Origin of the sequence: Butyrivibrio sp. VCD2006, from assembly GCF_000423925.1 — a bacterium.
Taxonomy (GTDB): domain Bacteria; phylum Bacillota; class Clostridia; order Lachnospirales; family Lachnospiraceae; genus Butyrivibrio.
The window spans coordinates 36,835-54,250 of the sequence record NZ_KE384108.1; the positions used below are offsets into that span (position 1 = coordinate 36,835).

Annotated in this window: 15 protein-coding genes; 13 read left to right on the plus strand and 2 right to left on the minus strand. The window is 39.9% G+C overall.

Features of this window, described 5'->3' with window-relative positions:
• Nucleotides 1-80: 80 nt before the first annotated feature.
• From G586_RS0119620 to G586_RS24110, 3 genes are all read left to right on the plus strand, one after another.
• The gene (locus G586_RS0119620; protein ID WP_026529063.1) at nt 81-1,277 is read left to right on the plus strand and encodes a site-specific integrase; all 1,197 of its coding nucleotides are present in this window, start codon (nt 81-83) and stop codon (nt 1,275-1,277) included.
• A 142-nt stretch (nt 1,278-1,419) separates the two neighbouring features.
• Complete coding sequence (locus G586_RS0119625) at nt 1,420-2,019, plus strand: low molecular weight protein-tyrosine-phosphatase (RefSeq protein WP_026529064.1); 600 nt, start codon at nt 1,420-1,422, stop codon at nt 2,017-2,019.
• A 155-nt stretch (nt 2,020-2,174) separates the two neighbouring features.
• Nucleotides 2,175-2,912, plus strand: a complete 738-nt coding sequence (locus tag G586_RS24110) for a PHP-associated domain-containing protein (protein ID WP_051204956.1) — start codon at nt 2,175-2,177, stop codon at nt 2,910-2,912.
• 99 nt (nt 2,913-3,011) lie between these two features.
• On the opposite strand, the gene G586_RS0119635 is transcribed toward G586_RS24110, so the two are convergent.
• Nucleotides 3,012-3,836, minus strand: coding sequence for a CPBP family intramembrane glutamic endopeptidase (locus G586_RS0119635; RefSeq protein ID WP_026529065.1), 825 nt, complete (start codon nt 3,834-3,836; stop codon nt 3,012-3,014).
• 229 nt (nt 3,837-4,065) lie between these two features.
• On the opposite strand from G586_RS0119635, the gene G586_RS24115 reads away from it, so the two are divergent.
• Nucleotides 4,066-6,615 carry an ATP-binding protein gene (locus G586_RS24115; protein ID WP_051204957.1) on the plus strand — a complete coding sequence of 850 codons (2,550 nt, stop codon included), beginning with the start codon at nt 4,066-4,068 and terminating at the stop codon, nt 6,613-6,615.
• 55 nt (nt 6,616-6,670) lie between these two features.
• Here G586_RS24115 and G586_RS0119645 read toward each other — a convergent pair whose 3' ends face one another.
• The gene (locus G586_RS0119645; RefSeq protein ID WP_026529066.1) at nt 6,671-6,964 is read right to left on the minus strand and encodes a hypothetical protein; all 294 of its coding nucleotides are present in this window, start codon (nt 6,962-6,964) and stop codon (nt 6,671-6,673) included.
• Nucleotides 6,965-7,291: 327 nt separating this feature from the next.
• Here G586_RS0119645 and G586_RS0119650 point away from each other — a divergent pair, with 327 nt between their 5' ends.
• The 9 genes from G586_RS0119650 to G586_RS0119690 all read left to right on the plus strand — a co-directional run bounded on the left by G586_RS0119650 (nt 7,292) and on the right by G586_RS0119690 (nt 17,400).
• Entirely contained in the window at nt 7,292-7,768 is a 477-nt protein-coding gene (locus tag G586_RS0119650; RefSeq protein ID WP_026529067.1) for a DUF2975 domain-containing protein, read from the plus strand.
• A gap of 109 nt (nt 7,769-7,877) precedes the next feature.
• Nucleotides 7,878-8,093, plus strand: a complete 216-nt coding sequence (locus tag G586_RS0119655; RefSeq protein ID WP_026529068.1) for a helix-turn-helix domain-containing protein — start codon at nt 7,878-7,880, stop codon at nt 8,091-8,093.
• Between the two features lie 84 nt (nt 8,094-8,177).
• Nucleotides 8,178-9,764, plus strand: coding sequence for a DUF4153 domain-containing protein (locus G586_RS0119660; protein WP_026529069.1), 1,587 nt, complete (start codon nt 8,178-8,180; stop codon nt 9,762-9,764).
• Between the two features lie 207 nt (nt 9,765-9,971).
• Nucleotides 9,972-10,415, plus strand: a complete 444-nt coding sequence (locus tag G586_RS0119665; protein WP_026529070.1) for a hypothetical protein — start codon at nt 9,972-9,974, stop codon at nt 10,413-10,415.
• A 243-nt stretch (nt 10,416-10,658) separates the two neighbouring features.
• A complete protein-coding gene (gene rbr, locus G586_RS0119670) occupies nt 10,659-11,225 on the plus strand; it encodes a rubrerythrin (protein ID WP_035773736.1) in 567 nt (188 codons plus the stop codon).
• A gap of 321 nt (nt 11,226-11,546) precedes the next feature.
• Nucleotides 11,547-11,921, plus strand: a complete 375-nt coding sequence (locus G586_RS0119675) for a desulfoferrodoxin family protein (RefSeq protein ID WP_026529072.1) — start codon at nt 11,547-11,549, stop codon at nt 11,919-11,921.
• 1,125 nt (nt 11,922-13,046) lie between these two features.
• Nucleotides 13,047-13,871: a hypothetical protein gene (locus tag G586_RS25395; protein WP_051204958.1), complete on the plus strand. Its 825-nt coding sequence runs from the start codon at nt 13,047-13,049 to the stop codon at nt 13,869-13,871.
• A 1,027-nt stretch (nt 13,872-14,898) separates the two neighbouring features.
• Complete coding sequence (locus G586_RS0119685) at nt 14,899-16,893, plus strand: 2-isopropylmalate synthase (protein ID WP_026529073.1); 1,995 nt, start codon at nt 14,899-14,901, stop codon at nt 16,891-16,893.
• A 69-nt stretch (nt 16,894-16,962) separates the two neighbouring features.
• Complete coding sequence (locus tag G586_RS0119690) at nt 16,963-17,400, plus strand: SCP2 sterol-binding domain-containing protein (RefSeq protein WP_026529074.1); 438 nt, start codon at nt 16,963-16,965, stop codon at nt 17,398-17,400.
• Nucleotides 17,401-17,416 lie beyond the last annotated feature (16 nt).

The window sequence follows — 17,416 nt, forward strand, 5'->3', positions numbered from 1 at the left end:
GTGGCAGGCGAACAGCCCGATTGATATAATGTCAATGTCGGGTAGTTCGCCTTTTTTAATTGACAAGGAGGACTACTAATATGAGTGAAAAAAGAAAGGATAACAGAGGAAGAGTTTTACACAACGGAGAGATTCAGTGTAAGGACGGAAGGTATCAGTTCAAGTATATAGATGCCAACGGAAAAGAAAAATACGTATACAGTTGGAGGCTTGACCACAATGATGCTACGCCACAGGGAAAAGTCAGAACTTTATCCCTAAGAGAAATGGAACGTCAGATTCAGGCTGATCTGTTTGACAACATCGTTTCAAATGGTGGCAATATGACCGTGCTGGAACTTGTGGAGAAATACATTTCTACGAAGACCGGTGTGAGGCCTACAACGAAAGCGGGTTATAAAACGGTGATCAATTTCCTGAGTAAGGATCCCTTTGGCAGAAAACGCATTGATACAGTGCGCATCTCAGATGCAAAATGCTGGCTTATCAAGCTTCAGGCAGATGGAAAGAGTTATAGCTCAATTCATTCTTTAAGAGGCGTCTTAAGACCGGCTTTTAAGATGGCTGTGGATGATGATCTGATCCGCAAGAGCCCGTTTGATTTCGAATTGGCATCCGTGATCGTAAATGCCAGCCATACAAGGCTTTCGATAACAAGGGACGAAGAGAGAAAATTCCTTAAGTTTGTAAAAGAGGATCCTCATTTTTGCAAATACTATGAAGGAATCTATATTCTTTTCCATACGGGGCTTCGCATCTCGGAGTTTTGCGGACTGACTCTTGGGGATATCGATTTAGAGAATCACAAGATCAATGTGGACCATCAGCTTCAGAAGCGTGCACATATCGGATACTACATCGAGAGCACAAAGACTACTTGCGGAACCAGAGTACTGCCTATGACAGAAGACGTTGAGGCTTGCTTTAGGAAGATCATTTCTGAACGCAACGCACCCAAGGTTGAGCCGATAGTAGACGGGTATACCGGATTTCTGTACTACGACAAGGATGGAAGCATTACATACTCGCTTCATTGGGACCATTACTTTAAGCATATAGTGGAGAAGTATAATTCCATTTACAAGCTTCAGATGCCCGAGATTACACCTCATGTATGCCGCCATACCTACTGTTCCAACATGGCGAAGTCCGGGATGAATCCGAAAACGCTTCAGTATCTCATGGGACATGCAGACATCGGAACCACGCTTAATGTCTATACTCACGTGAATTTTGAGGATGCAAAAGCAGAGATCGAGAAGCTGAACGCTGTGTGATAATCTTAAGGTGTAAACGACAAATAATTACACCTTACTTTACACCTTTTGCCGGTGTAAATATGCCAAAATTTGCATATATTATGCTGGCAAATGAAAATGAAAAAGGTGTCTAAACCCTGATAAAACAAGGAAAAACGATATGATTAAGATACTATTCGTCTGCCACGGCAATATATGTCGTTCAACAATGGCAGAATTTATAATGAAAGATATCGTAAGAAAACAGCACTTAGAGGACTATTTCCATATTGAATCCTCAGCAACTCACACTGATGAAATCTGGAATGGGCAGGGGAGTCCTGTTTATCCGCCGGCTAGGGCTAAGCTTCGCGAGTATGGAATTGGGACGCCGGATAATGAACTTGGAGTGTCGGCAAAAAGAGCAAGGCTGACATCAAGAGCAGATTATGACAAATTTGATTTTATTATTGGCATGGATAGTGCTAATATAAGAGACTTGAAGAGGTTATTTAGCGGAGATCCGGAAAATAAAGTGTATAAGATGCTGGAGTTTACCGACAGAAGCGGTGATGTGGCAGATCCCTGGTACACAGGCAATTTTGATGATACCTGGAGAGATTGTTCGGATGGATGTCATGGACTTTTCAGAGAGATTCTGATGACTCCTGAGTATGCAAAGATACTGGGTGATAGCGCCTATGCAGATGATAGCGAAGGAAGCACCTATGACGAAGAGCGGGATTTAGGTCTCATTCACGATGATTTTCCAAGAGGATGATGTAAAGACATTTTCTCAAGCTAAAATATATTACCGGAATTTTAACTTTGGCTAGGCAACTAAGTACCTTAAAGGCAACTTGTGACAACTGCATTGCCAAGGTAGCAGAAAGGTCTTAAAAGATGAGCTATTTATACGAAACACATTTACATACAATGGAGGCAAGTAAATGCTCCTGCACGCCGGGTGAGGACTACATAGAATACATGCTGGGCCTTGGCTATAGCGGAATAATTGTCACTGATCATTTTTTCAATGGTAACAGCTGTGTTCCGAAGGACCTTCCCTGGGCTGACAGGATAGAGCAGTATTGCTCGGGATATGAGCATGCGCTTGCTGCGTCAAAAGGGACAGACTTGAATGTAATGTTCGGAGTGGAATTCAACTTTGAAGGAGATGAGTATCTTCTCTATGGAATTGATAAAAAGTGGCTTCTGGAAAATGAAGACATCATGGTGATGTCTCGAAAAGAGATTTATGATCTCGTGCATATGGCAGGTGGAATGATGATACATGCCCATCCCTACAGGGAGCGTGGCTATCTTCCTAATATTCACCTTACGCCGTCCGTGTGTGACGGGGCAGAGGTTTACAACTCAGGTAATCCCGACTGGCAGAACGCACTTGGCTATCAATATGCAAAAGAGCATGATTTTCTTATGTCTGCGGGTTCGGATATCCATCAGTTTCCGATGTTATCAATGGGCGGCATGAGCTTCCCGTATAAGATAAACAGTATTCAGGAATATGTTAAGGCATTCCTCGCAGGGGATGGAACTCCGATGTTCAGGATTAATCCTGAGTCAAAAGATACAGAGTTTACGCCTGTTGAAGAATCAGAGCTTCTGACAAAGGTGACAAAGGAGCACACGCTGCCGATAATCATGCACTAAATGCGGTATGTATATATATAAATAAAAGCCTCTATCCATATTTTTTGGATAAAGGCTTTTTCATTTAATAAGAAAATCCTCTAGTCATGTACACTTGGTTTAGCACTCAACACTTTCATTTTGAGGAGTCTTAACTTTAGTTATTACAAAAGCAAGACCAAAGAATGCAACAAGCAGCACGATGTTCTCAACGGTAGTTGTACTTCTGTTGATCAGATATGCAACGATTACAGCAATTGAATTGTTGACGAGATGTGAAAATATAGCAGGAATAACTGAATTATACTTTATTGCAAAATATGAAAACATGAGGCCCATAGGAAGAACATAAAGGCTCTGGAGAGGATTGAGATGCATGATACCAAACATAACCGCACTTATAACAGCACATCCTACAGCTCCAAAAGCAACTTGTGTTTTCTTGAGCACAACACCTCTGAATGCAAGCTCTTCGGCAATAGGTGCCAGAAGCATAACGGAAATAATTCCAAAAAAGTTGTCCTCTCCGATTGCTGTGTTCATGAGGTTGTTAAAGAACTCAGCTGCACTCGGTAACAGCATACTGATCACGTCTGCAAAAATGGTAATTGCAAAATGAGCTCCAAGAGTGAAAAACAGGATAAAACCAATAGTTTTAAAGCTGCCGATTTTTTTAGTCCACGGTACATAGGTTCCGGCATCCTTGTCCTTTTTAACATATCCCTTGTAATACCAAATGCCGAATACAGCAATGCACACAATTTCTGAAATAAATGTGAGCATCGGTCCAATGCTCGCAAGGTATTCCTGCTGGTCGATGCTAGGACCGGCAATTAATACTCCAATGATACCACCGACCATTCCGAGCACTAATTGAATTGCAAGGAATAGTAACATAATTCCGAATGCTACTAATATAGTTTTTAGTTTACTTCCTTTTTTCATACAAATCCCCTTTCTTAAAAACATTACTCTAATAACTATATAAAAATTACTTTCATAAAATCAATATATATTTAAATTTATTTATCAAGGATTTATTAATCTTTTCATCAATACTTTATTAGCAATTTAGCTATAGGGGTGATAATTAAATCATGAAAATAGCAAACAATTCATATCTTTAGTTAAGGATTTACATTCTATTCTGCCTGATGAGAGGATGCAAAACAGTTTGAAGGTTATAAGGGTTTTTGAGAAGGTTATAATAGTTCTTTTTAGCGTGCTTTTTATGTGCTGTTTTCTGTGCACGCCTGTTTTTGCTGCAAAGGATCTTAAGAATAGTGAGACAGTGATTATTGGTGTGCCGGTAGACAGGTGCCCGGTTTTTTACGAGGATGATAAAACCGGTGAGATTGTGGGCATCGGCGTCGAGCTTATGAAAATCGCAGCAGATGAAGTAGGACTAAATGTCGTGTTTAAAAGTATTGGAGATAAAACACTAAAGCAGGCGCTTGATGATAAAGAATTTGATCTTGTAATGCCATTTGGAAGTGCTATTGATAGTGCTGCAGGTGAAGCTTCTGTGGTTACGGACAAACTCACAGAAACTCCGCTTACACTTGTCTCAGTAAATAATCGCGCTCTTCCTCCTCTTAACAAACTGAAGGTTGGAATGCTTTCATCTCAGGCAGGAATTGCGGAAACTGTAGGTAAGCTTTATCCCGGAGTAGAAATTAAGTTTTTTGAGAACATGAACGAGTGCGTGAACGCTCTTGTTACAGGCAAGGTTGATGCCCTTTTACATAATTCTTACGTGTGGAGCTACATCCTTCAAAAACCGGCATACTCCAAGCTGGTGGTGCAGCCTTCAACCATGGTAGCCATGGCGTTCAGGGCAGGGTGTCTTGATACGCCCGAGGGCAGAAAAATTGTGGAAAAGCTGAACACCGGAATAGAGAAGATTACTGATACTCAGAGGCAGGCTATTGTTTTGGATTATACCACACGCAGATTGTACCACTATGATGTGATGGATTATCTGTATGAGTATGGGCTTATACTTGCAGTATTTTTTATTATTCTATTCATTAAATTCCGAGAGGCAAGTCAGTTAAAAAAGGCGAAACAGGAGGTTGAAGAAGCTTTACAGGCAAAGTCAACTTTTCTTGCAAATATGTCCCATGAAATCAGAACACCTATAAATACGATTATGGGTATGGGAGAATTGGTGGCGAGGGAAACTAAGGACTTAAAATTGAGACAATATGCATATAGCATTAACAGTGCAGCAATCTCGCTTCTTAACCTGGTGAATGACATCCTGGATTTTTCCAGAATGGAAGCCGGCAAGCTCAAGCTTAGGAACGAACCTTACCATCTTTCAAAGCTTATTGCTGACGTGAACATAATGATAAGAGCCAGGGCCGAAAAAAAGGGTCTTGTTTATAAAACAGATATCAACTGTGATCTGCCTGACATTCTGATAGGCGATTCCACAAGGTTAAAGCAGGTCCTAATAAACCTCCTGACGAATAGCGTGAAGTACACAGATGAGGGAGAGGTTCTCCTGTCAATAGATTTTAATAAAGCCGGAGATGACGAGGTAAACCTTAAGATAAAGGTTAAGGACACCGGTATTGGAATGAAAAAAGAGGAGATTGACAAGCTTTTTAAAGCATTCGAAAGGCTTGACGAATACAGGAACAGTACAATCGAGGGTACCGGTCTTGGAATGAGCATTGTTAAGGAAATTCTCGATGCTATGGGAACGAAGCTCGACGTTAAAAGCAAGTACGGTGTTGGAAGTGAATTCAATTTTCCTTTGAGACAGAAGGTGTCGGATTGGGAGAAGATAGGTGATTATGAAAAAACGGCAAGTGAAGCTGTGGCAGAACAGGGGGAGTACACTCCGAGTTTTGTGGCGCCTGATGCAAAGATACTTGCTGTAGATGATACTGAAATTAATCTTAAGGTTTTGACAGGACTCCTGGAACAAACGAGGGTAAAGCTGGATACTGCTCTTAGCGGGGAGGAAGCGTTGGAGCTTATGATGAAGACAAGGTATGATGTTCTTCTTATAGATCATCGCATGCCAAAGATGGATGGTGTAGAGCTTTTAAAGCACATCAAATACGATCTTAACAATCGAAATCGTGACAGCATATGCATAGCGTTGACGGCAAATGTGGTTGATGGCAGCAGGATTTTTTATCTTGAAGCAGGATTTGACGATTATCTCGAAAAACCTGTAACAGGTGCAGGATTGGAGGAGATACTGACAAAATATCTCCCTGAAGACAAAGTCGGGAAACCTGAAAAAAGACAGGAATCATCGGCTGTGCCTAAATCCGCTGATGAAACAAAGGAATCATCGGATGCGCCGGAAAACTTTGATGAACCGCAGGAGCAATCGGTTAATATGGAAGCTTTTAAAAAGCTTGAAGAACTGGATGCGCGGGGCTATATAAACATAGATGCAGGAGTAGGGTATGCAGGATCAGAGGAATTGTTCCTGGAAACAGTTGAATTCTTCAGGGATACAATAGATAAAAAGGCAGACGAAATTGAAAAGCTTCTGGAGGACGGGAATATTTCTGATTACACAGACAAGGTTCACGCATTAAAGAGTGCTGCAAGAATAATCGGAGCAAACAGCCTCTCAGAGGATGCAAAGCGCTTAGAAGAAGCCGGTAAGCAAATGGAGATGGAATTCATTAAGGGAAACACCGGCAAGGTACTTGAAACATATCGCTCATATATAAAAATACTTAAGGATATTTAAGAAAGAATTATGTTTACAAAAGAAAAATAAAATCTGCTTAAGAAAAAGAGGGAGCTTAGTTCTCCCTCTTTTCAAGTCTCATCATGAAAATTGAATACTCGTCGTTCTGGAAATCAAGGTCCGGTGAGTTTTCACCTCCACCATTTGTGCTGCGCTTGATCTCGGCGTAGAATTCTTCGCCTTGATTTACTATATCCATAACGGATAAAGCTATTCCGTTTTCTGAAGCGATGGAACAGAAGTCAGAAAGCGGATTTTTTGAGTCTCTTGTCGCGAGAAGCTTTTTCTTAAGATTCTCATCTTTTTCTGCGAGTATTAGTAATTCATCAAGTTTTTCAGTGATTTCCATAAACAACCCTCCTATTCCAAAACAGGCAAAGTACGCCTGTTTTTAGCGTCTTTGCCTATCACAATTATCATAACATATCAGGTATGAATGTTGCCATAATATCATTTGAAAATATGGTATGAAAATATCGTAAAAAATTGTTTTTATTTTTGTAAATCTAATCCGGTTATTATAAAAATCATATTATTAAATCAGTGGAGCATTAGGATATCCTAAAACGAAAAATATTTATTGAAAAACGATAAAAAATTATTGACGCTCAAAAATGGCTGTGATATAAAGAAAATATCTTAAGATTTTATATGCGCATAAAGGAGACTTTAAAGAATGAACAATCGTTTAAACATCTATTTCAAGAGATTTCTGGATATCATTTTTTATCTGGGAATAATTATTGAGATTACTGTTCCGTTCACTTTGAGAAGGGCGGTGGATTTTACGGTGGAGACGTTTGGCAGTGCATCGGAATACGCACCTATTAAGGATCACTTTTTGTTTGCTGTGGTGTCCATTATGCTCGCCGGCCTGTTTGCTCTTTTGATCATCTACGAACTTAGGAAGATGATGAAAACAGTAATCGAGGATAACTGCTTCATTCAGGACAACGTCACAAGCCTTTACAGAATGGGGAATTACGCATTTGCAATTACTGTGGTGAAGTTCATGCGAGTTTTTGTTTACTTCACACTGGCAGGAGTTGTAACAGCAGGAGTTTTCTGCTTTGCGGGAATTCTCAGCAAGGTGCTGGCTAAGGTGTTTGACAGAGCAGTCAGATATAAGGAAGAGAACGACCTGACGATTTGATGCATGAGTGGAGCTGGGGACCGTTAGTGTCTGTCTTTTAGACGGTTACGGACCCCGTATCCGACTGGAATAAGTCAGATATAAACTATGGTTTATAGAGGTGGAAAAGATGGCAATAATTATAAATCTTGATGTGATGATGGCTAAACGTAAAATCGGTCTCACTGAGCTTGCGGGCAAGGTGGATATTACCTTGGCCAATCTATCAATACTGAAAAACAACAAAGCTAAAGCGGTGCGTCTTCAGACACTGGATGCAATCTGTAGGGAACTGGATTGCCAGCCGGGAGATATTCTGGAATACGTACCGGATGAGGAATCTTGAAATGAAAGCATTCCATGCAAGGCTATTGGGGAATGTTTAAAACAAGATATTTCATTATCATTCTAAATGTTAAGGAGGAACGATATGGATAATCAGTTTAATGGGGAAATCATGGGGCAGGATTACTTTTTGGAGGAGCCTGCAGAATCTGAACTAAAGGGTGATGTGACAGCTGTAAAAAAGTTTGGACTTATGGCAATTATCTTTGGAGCTTTGCATACCTTTTGTCTTTACAGAAATACTTCGGGAATCACATATCCTTTCTTTATGGCGGGAACGCTGCTTCTTATAGCCTGGACCAGAAGAAGTGAAGGGCTGTCAATTTTTAGAGATAAAAACGGAAAAATCGGGCTGAATATTTTTTACATAATTTCGTTAATGCTCTTGTCGGTTTCAAAGTTTACAACTGCAAACGGCACGATATTAACGCTTGATGGCTTTGCAATATATCTGCTTGTTTTCAGCTTTTTGCTTCATATGTGCATCGATACCAATGGATGGGATATAATAAGTCAATTTATCGGAATTTTGTTAGCATCACTTAGTCCCATTACAAAGCTTGCGGATCCTATCGTTGATGGGATCACCTGGTTTAAGTCCCGTGGAAAAGCCGTTGATTACGAAAAACGCAGGACTATGGTTGCGGTTTTTGCCGGAATATGCATAGCTATGCCGCTTTTACTAATAGTTATCCAGCTTCTCGCATCGGCTGATGCAATCTTTGAGGACGTACTTGAAAAGATGACGGGGGTTTTTAAGCTTCCCGACAATATACTTGATATTTTTGGAATGGCATTCATGTTTGTGGTAACTTTCTGGCTTTTTTACACTGTAGCCAAAGTGCTCTCGGCAGAAAAGGTTAAAGTCAATAACAAGAACTGTGGCTACAATGCAGTGACAGCCATCACCTTTTCAAGTCTTCTCTGCCTGGTGTATCTGCTCTTTAGTGTGATTCAAATTGTGTTCTTATTCATGGGTAACATGACTCTTCCTGAAAAATACACCTATGCCGAATATGCTCACGAGGGATTTTATCAGCTGCTTGCAGTAAGCGTAATGAACTTTGTAATTGTGACTCTTTGCCAGAAGCTTTTTGCGGAGAGTAAGGTGCTTAAGGTAATTTTGGTGGTGATCGGTTTTTGCACATACATAATGATCACATCAAGTGCATTCAGAATGTTCATGTATATCGAGGCATACAATCTGACATTCCTTAGGGTATTCGTACTGTGGTTTTTAGCTGTTCTTGCAATCTGCCTTGCATATCTGTTGGTGAGTCTTTTTGATAAGAGCTTCCCTGTATATAAGATCAGCATGGTGACTATAACTGTTATGTACATCGTATTTGCTTTTGCTCATCCTGATTACTTTATCGCAAAGTACGATATTGCCAAAATGGGAACGGGCGAAGGAGTGCCTCAAATAAGCGGTGATTTTGAGGAGTATGGGAATTCAATGGCTCGTTATCTTACCTGGGAAATTTCAGAGGATGCGGTTCCTGCATATGTGGGACATCCTACACTTCTTGCCAAGTATTCTACCGATTATTATGGTCGTGGCGGCGTTCCTCTCACAGAAAAATACAAGGAGATTAGGAAATTCAATCTGGCAAGGTATAGAGCCTATAAGCTATGCAGCCCTTACCATCAGGAAAAGGAATCAAGCAACTAAGAGGAATGTAGATAATTACTAAGAGTAATTAAGATTATAACGAAGAGAGATGCAGATAAAAAACTAAGAGGAATTGAGATTCAACGAAGAGAAATGTAAATGACTACTAAGAGAACTGATATTACAACTAAGGGGAATGAGGATAAAAGCTGAGAGTAATTAAGGTTACAACGAGGGGGAATAAAATAATACAAAGAGGGACATACTATGAAAAGAGTGAAAATGTTATTTGCCGCATTATGGGTTGCTGCTGGTGTTTTTATGGCTTCGGGCTGCGCTGATGCGGCCTATCCGAAGGCTCCGGATGACGGAATTGGTTTTAAAGAACCTGTAGTTTATGAAGGAAGAGAGTATAGCTATTATGGCTTGGTTAATAATCTGAAAACCAGTTATATTGATCAGTGCATTGGTTACATTGTGCAGGATGCAACTAATTGCTCTGTTCCTGATCCTGAAAATAGAAACGACAGAGTATATACACTTAGAGATGATTCGGAGCACAACTTTTTATTGGTCTACTATGCGAACTGCGGCATATGCCCGCCGCCTCCGCAGATACTAAGAGCTGACGATACCGATGGGCAGGATATCGCCATACCGGCGTATATCGAGAAGTATGATGAGGATGACGATGACGAGCTGAGTGAGTGATTTTTAACATTGATCTCAATAGTGCTGAGCTTGGCCATTTTTCGGGGGATACTACTTGAAAATCGAGCTGTGCAAACAGACTCAATAGTGAAAACACGATTATAAAAAATACGATATATTGACAGAAAATTTTATAAAAAGCTAATAACTTTTCATCATCCGATATGCTATGATTAGATATATTAGGACATTGAGTCAATAACTAAAAACACTGGATTACTTATATGGAAGGAGATGAAAAAGATGGCAGAAAACAACATTTGGAGATGTAGAGCAGAGGATCTTAAGGGTACCCAGACAGAGAAAAATCTTCAGGCAGCTTTTGCCGGAGAATCAGAGGCTAGAAATAAATACACTTTCTTTGCATCAAAGGCTAAGAAAGATGGATTTGTTCAGATTTCAAATATCTTTGCGGAGACAGCAGCTAACGAGAAGGAGCATGCTGAGATCTGGTACAAGATTTTAACAGGAATCGGAAGCACAATAGAGAACCTTAAGACAGCAGCTGACGGCGAAGGCTACGAGTGGAAAGAGATGTATCCTTCCTTCGCTAAGACCGCCAGAGAAGAGGGCTTTGACGAGATTGCATTCCTCTTTGAGGAGGTTGCTGCAATAGAAAAAGAGCATGAGGAGCGCTACAAGAAGCTTCTTAAGAATATCGAGGACAAGATCGTATTCTCAAGAGATGGTGACTGCGTATGGCAGTGCGGCAACTGCGGCCACATCGTTATCGGACCTGCAGCTCCCGAGGTTTGCCCTGTTTGTAATCACCCGCAGGCTTATTTCCAGATCAAGGCAGAAAATTATTAATTGTAAAAGGTAGAGACCTATTGCTTGTATGGGGTAGAGGCCTGTTGCTTGCAGAGGGTAGAGACCTATTGCTTGTATGGGGTAGAGGTCTGTTGCTTGCAGAGGGTAGAGACCTATTGCTTGTATGGGGTAGAGATCTGTCACTTGCAGAGGGTAGAAAACTGTTGCATGTACAGGTAGAGCCCTGTTTCTTGTATAGGATAGAAACCTATTTACTTTGTATGGCATTGAATATTTATCCCTGCCTTCCCCCCCACCCCTGTGGGGGAAGGTGTCGGCGAAGCCGACGGATGAGGGGTAACAAATATAAGGAGGTTACTTATGAATATTTTCAAGTGTGAAAAGTGCGGTAGCATGGTTGTAAAGATCAACGATGTAGGCTGTTCTCCGGTTTGCTGTGGCGACCCCATGACAGCTCTTGTTCCCGGAACTTCTGACGGTGCTCACGAGAAGCACGTTCCCGTTGTTGAAGTAAACGGCAACAAGGTTATCGTTAAGGTTGGCGAAGTTGAACATCCCATGATGGATGCTCACTACATCCAGTACATCTGGCTTGAGACCGACAAGGGATATCAGCAGAAGAATCTCACACCTTCTGACAAGCCTTGCGCAGAATTTGTTCTTGCTGATGGAGAGAAGGCCATCGCAGCTTATGAATACTGCAACCTTCATGGACTTTGGAAGGCAGATATATAATATTCATTTATGCAAATGGATATCTGGATATTGTATTTATTTGAATGAAGAGGATATCTGGATATTGTTTTTGAATGAATGAAGAGAATATCTGGATATTGTATTTGATTTATATAAAGATGATATCTGCTTTATAGTATTAGATTTGAAGGAAGATGATTATTTTATTTATATTGGACTAAGAGGGATGACGCCTGGCATGGCGTCATCCTTTTTTCATTTGCTTAGTAAATTAGTCAGGATTTCTTATCAAAGAAAAATGTTTTGTATGATTACTCATCTGTGAATTTAATCATTTTTACTAAATCATAGATTTCACATGGTAGGCTATCTATGATAGACATTTTTTCAATGTGTTCATAGATAGAATTTGGCTCATGTATCTATGATTTTCTTGTTTTTCCTTGAATCATAGATTCAAAATTGGCAGGCATCTATGATTTACATTTTTTTTTATGAATTCATAGATGGAATTGGGTTCTTGCATCTATGATTTTCTTGTTATTCCTTGAATCATAGATTCAAAATTGGCAGGTATCTATGATTTACATTTTTTTATGAATTCATAGATAGAATAGGTCTCTTGTATCTATGATTTATCTTTTTTTATTTGAATCATAGATTCCATGTGCATTTGCCTGGAAACTCAATATTTATACTGAGGAAGCATTGGCGTCCTCCGGAGGCTCAGGGCTCCGCCCTAAGAACCTGCAAGAGACCAGTCTCTTGACTCTTTAACTGGGCGCTGCCCAGACTCGTCCTCGCCGGATGCAGGACAGCAAGGATGCTGTCTGTTGATCTAGGATATTCCGTGTTACTTCGTCAAGGGCTGCCCGGGCGCAGGCGCCCAGCTTACTGTCCCTTGACTTCGTTCCCGCTCCATGATGAATTTAATTGTTTATATCCTTTGGGGCAGAGAAGGTTGCTGTTGATATCTTTCTATATATTGTTAGGTGGTTGTTAGGTGGATAAATATACTTCGGGTGATCTTCTTGACAAGAAAAGATAGATATGTTTTAATACATCACGTTGTTTATCGAATATGCAATATGCGTTCGCTATATTGTTTTTCCACAAACTATTACTTAGAAACAAATTATTGAATACGAATAAGCTGAGCGGCTTATGTTAAGGAGGAGCACTATTAATACATTACCTAAGAGTGATTTTATTTCACAGTTACAGAAAAGAGAAAAAGTTTTAAATCAGGAGATAGAAAAGAGAAGAAAGCGGCTAAAGAATGCACCGGAAGGCAGTCTGAGAATTGTGGAGAAGGGAAATACAGCTCAATATTATCTTGGCAATAAGGGAGAGAAGAAAAACACATATATAAAGAGATCTGATGCTGCAACAGTTTTGCAACTTGCCCAAAAGAAATATGATATGAAATTCATAAGGGAAGCTGAGTCGGAGATAAAAAAGATACATAGATTTCTTAACAGTTATGAGGATAATATTACTGAGATTTTCTCAATGTTCCCGCAAGAATTAAAGGATAAAATAGACGGCATAGATATGTCAGATTCTGATTATATGCATTATTGGGAAAAAGTAAGATATGAACCTAAGCCGATAGGAGAAAATGTTCCGTATCATATTACACTTAAAGGTGAGCGGGTTAGATCAAAGTCAGAAGAAATAATAGCGAATGCGCTGTTTTCAAAGAAAATACTTTATAGGTATGAATGTCCTGTAAGGCTAAATAATGGACATATCGTTCATCCAGACTTCAAAATATTAGATATTAGAAATAGGCGGGAAGTCTATTGGGAGCATCTTGGTAAGATTGATGATCCGGATTATGTGAATAGAAACATGTGGAAATTTCGTGAGTATGAGAGCTCTGGAATAAATCTTGGAAGGAATCTTTTGGTGACGTATGAGACTGAAAAAGATCCGATTAATTCAAGAATTGTGGAAGTGTTCATAGAAACACATTTTGGAAGATAAAGCATATTTGATAATATTCGTAGTTAAGTTTAAACAATGGCCTTTGATTTTTGCTTTGCAAATCTAATGACCTTGATATGGATGATACAAAGGAGAATACTTATCGTTATTCTTGACTACATTAAAATATTTGCAGGCTTAGACCCTAAGAAAGTAAAATTACAAATGTCTTGTCTATAGTATCTGTGACTTAAGAAGCAATAAGAAGAAAAAATAAAGTCATAGACGCTTAGTTGAGGGGAATCTATGATTCAGGAAAAAAGGAGAGAATCATAGATGAAAAAGGACTACAGTATCTATGAAAACAAGAAAAAAGAGAAAATCATAGATGCCGGGGTATGAGGAATCTATGATTCAGAAAAAAAGAAGAGAATCATAGATGAAAAAGGACTACAGTATCTATGAAAACAAGAAAAAAGAGAAAATCATAGATGCCGGGGTATGAGGAATCTATGATTCAGAAAAAAAGAAGAGAATCATAGATGAAAAAGGACTACAGTATCTATGAAAACAAGAAAAAAGAGAAAATCATAGATGCCAGGGTATGAAGAATCTATGATTCAGGAAAAAATAAGAAAATCATAGATGCTATAGACCACTCCTATCTATGAAAACAAGAAAAAAGAGAAAATCATAGACGCCAGGGTATGAGGAATCTATGATTCAGGAAAAAATAAGAAAATCATAGATTATGGTAACTACATAGACTTCAAACAGGTCAGCATAATCTCGAAGAAGGTTTACACAAGCTACAAACAGGTTTACATAACACCACAACCGGTTTACATAACTCCAAAAATGGTTTACATAAACCACTCACATTAAAATAAATCAAGAAAACAGATTAAATTTGTCACTACAAAATAATAATAAAAAGACTAAAATAAAAATCATCAACAAACATTGATGATTTTTATTTTTATGTCGATAAGTGTATAGAATACGATTAATTCTGCTCAAACAGAGCATTGCATTAATAATAAATCGACTGAAAAAACTGAAAATTTTTACAACCAGGAGGAGCATTATGAAGAACTACGAGAAGTATCAGAGACAGTATTTCATGCCACCCAAGGTCACATATGACTGGGTGAAAAAAGATTACGTAGACCACCCGCCGATTTGGTGCAGTGTTGACCTTCGCGACGGTAACCAGGCACTTATAGAGCCCATGAGCCTTGATGAGAAACTTGAGTTTTTCACAATGCTTGTAAAACTTGGTTTCAAGGAAATAGAGATAGGTTTCCCGGCAGCATCTGAGACAGAGTTTGAGTTTGCAAGAACTTTGATCGAGAAGAATATGATTCCCGATGATGTAACTGTACAGGTTCTGACACAGGCAAGAGAGCATATTATAAAGAGAACCTTCGAGGCTGTTAAGGGCGCGCCCAAGGCAATCATTCATCTTTACAATTCTACTTCAGTAGCTCAGCGTGAGCAGGTTTTCAAAAAGAACAAAGAGGATGTAAAGCAGATCGCCATTGAAGGAGCAAAGCTCTTAGATAAGCTGGCAAGAGAGACTCAGGGTAATTTCTCATTTGAGTATTCTCCCGAGAGCTTCCCTGGAACAGAGGTTGATTATGCTGTTGAGGTCTGCAATGCAGTTCTTGATGTGTGGAAGCCCAAGAAGGAAAATAAGGTAATTATCAATATTCCCACAACTGTTGAGATCGCAATGCCTCACGTATTCGCAACTCAGGTTGAGTATATCCACAGAAATCTTAAGTATCGTGATGCTGTAACACTTTCACTTCACCCTCACAACGACAGAGGAAGCGGAATAAGCGATGCTGAGCTTGGATGCCTTGCAGGTGCTGACAGAATTGAAGGTACACTGTTTGGAAATGGTGAGAGAACAGGTAACGTTGATATCGTGACTCTTGCACTTAACATGTATTCACACGGAGTTGATCCGAAGCTCGACTTCAGCAATATAAATGAGATTGGTGAGACCTACGAGCGCCTAACAAGAATGCGCATCTTTGAGAGACAGCCCTATGCAGGACAGCTTGTATTTACAGCTTTCTCTGGATCACACCAGGATGCTATCAGCAAGGGATTCTCTTGGCATGAGGCAGGAAAAGATCAGGGAATCTGGTCTGTTCCCTATCTGCCCATTGACCCTAAGGATCTTGGAAGAGAATACGATGGCGACGTTATTCGAATCAATTCTCAGTCCGGAAAGGGCGGCGTAAGCTACATCTTAAAGAACAACTATGGAATGATGGTTCCGAGAGAAATGCAGGCTGATATCAGCTACACAATTAAGGACGTCTCCGACAGAGAGCATGCTGAGCTTGCACCCGGAAGAATCTATCAGATATTTGAAGATAAATATGTACACAACGATTCCGTATTCAGAGTTGCGGATTGCCACTTCAAGCAGATCAATGGAATTCTTGCAGAGGTTACACTTTCACATGCAGGAAAAGATCATATAGTAGAGGCAAACGGAAACGGACGTCTCGATGCTGTGAGCAATGCATTTAAGCAGTACTTCAACATCAGCTATGAGCTTTCAGTTTATGAGGAGCACGCGCTTTCACGTGGATCATCCTCAAAGGCTGTTACCTATGTTGGTATCACCAGCAATGGCAAAAAGTACTGGGGCGTAGGTATTGATGAGGATATCATCAAGTCATCCATCAATGCACTTACAATAGCAGTTAACCAGCTTGATGAAGTAAAAGCAAGCACGGATGCCAAGGATGAGAGAATAAGTGCAATTCTCAATTATATTCAGGAGAACTACCTGACCGTAACACTTGATGATCTCTCCAAGGAGTTCTATTTATCAAAGCCGTATCTGTCCAAATATATAAAGGAAAAGTCAGGCATGACCTTCGGTGAGAATGTGAAAAAGATTCGTCTCAAGAAGGCAAGTATCTTATTAAAGAACGGCAACATGAAAGTAGAGAGAGTCGCTGAGGCAGCAGGTTATCAGAATGTTGAGCACTTCAACAGACTCTTTAAGAAAAAGTATGGAATGACCCCTGTGCAGTACAGAAGTAATAGCAGGTGAGTATTATTAAATTTTGTGATATAATATAGAAGATTTTTGAAAAAAGTAACTTATGAATGGGAGGATAAAATGACTTACGAAGAAGTAGTAGCAAAGGTAAAAGACGCACTCAAGGATGTTGATGTCAGCGGTGTTAAGGAGCATGCGGCTTACCAGTTCAATATTACAGGCGAAGGCGAAGGTGCCTTCTATGTTGAGATAGACGATGGCAAGCTTAATGTTGAGCCTTATGAGTACTTTGACCGTGATATTCTTGTTTACACATCAGCAGAGGATCTCATGGATATTCTTGATGGCAAAACAGATTTCGTAAATGCTCATCTTTCAGGTAAGATTAATGCAGAGGGTGACCTTAGAAAAGCAGAGCTTTTAAAGGACTTCGGTAAGAAGGCTCCTGAGAAGAAGGCTCCCGCTAAGAAGGCGCCTGCAAAGAAGGCAGCTGCTAAGAAGCCTGCAGCAAAGAAAACTACAGCTAAGAAGGCTCCGGCTAAAAAAGCTACTAAATAATAGCTACCGGAATGTA

Bases quoted from the DNA above. Each gene is read 5' to 3' on its own strand.
- G586_RS0119620 (WP_026529063.1), top strand. From the start codon at position 81: ATGAGTGAAAAAAGAAAGGATAACAGAGGAAGAGTTTTACACAACGGA.
- G586_RS0119625 (WP_026529064.1), top strand. From the start codon at position 1,420: ATGATTAAGATACTATTCGTCTGCCACGGCAATATATGTCGTTCAACA.
- G586_RS24110 (WP_051204956.1), top strand. From the start codon at position 2,175: ATGGAGGCAAGTAAATGCTCCTGCACGCCGGGTGAGGACTACATAGAA.
- G586_RS0119635 (WP_026529065.1), bottom strand. From the start codon at position 3,836: ATGAAAAAAGGAAGTAAACTAAAAACTATATTAGTAGCATTCGGAATT.
- G586_RS0119645 (WP_026529066.1), bottom strand. From the start codon at position 6,964: ATGGAAATCACTGAAAAACTTGATGAATTACTAATACTCGCAGAAAAA.
- G586_RS0119650 (WP_026529067.1), top strand. From the start codon at position 7,292: ATGAACAATCGTTTAAACATCTATTTCAAGAGATTTCTGGATATCATT.
- G586_RS0119655 (WP_026529068.1), top strand. From the start codon at position 7,878: ATGGCAATAATTATAAATCTTGATGTGATGATGGCTAAACGTAAAATC.
- G586_RS0119660 (WP_026529069.1), top strand. From the start codon at position 8,178: ATGGATAATCAGTTTAATGGGGAAATCATGGGGCAGGATTACTTTTTG.
- G586_RS0119665 (WP_026529070.1), top strand. From the start codon at position 9,972: ATGAAAAGAGTGAAAATGTTATTTGCCGCATTATGGGTTGCTGCTGGT.
- rbr (WP_035773736.1), top strand. From the start codon at position 10,659: ATGGCAGAAAACAACATTTGGAGATGTAGAGCAGAGGATCTTAAGGGT.
- G586_RS0119675 (WP_026529072.1), top strand. From the start codon at position 11,547: ATGAATATTTTCAAGTGTGAAAAGTGCGGTAGCATGGTTGTAAAGATC.
- G586_RS25395 (WP_051204958.1), top strand. From the start codon at position 13,047: ATGTTAAGGAGGAGCACTATTAATACATTACCTAAGAGTGATTTTATT.
- G586_RS0119685 (WP_026529073.1), top strand. From the start codon at position 14,899: ATGAAGAACTACGAGAAGTATCAGAGACAGTATTTCATGCCACCCAAG.
- G586_RS0119690 (WP_026529074.1), top strand. From the start codon at position 16,963: ATGACTTACGAAGAAGTAGTAGCAAAGGTAAAAGACGCACTCAAGGAT.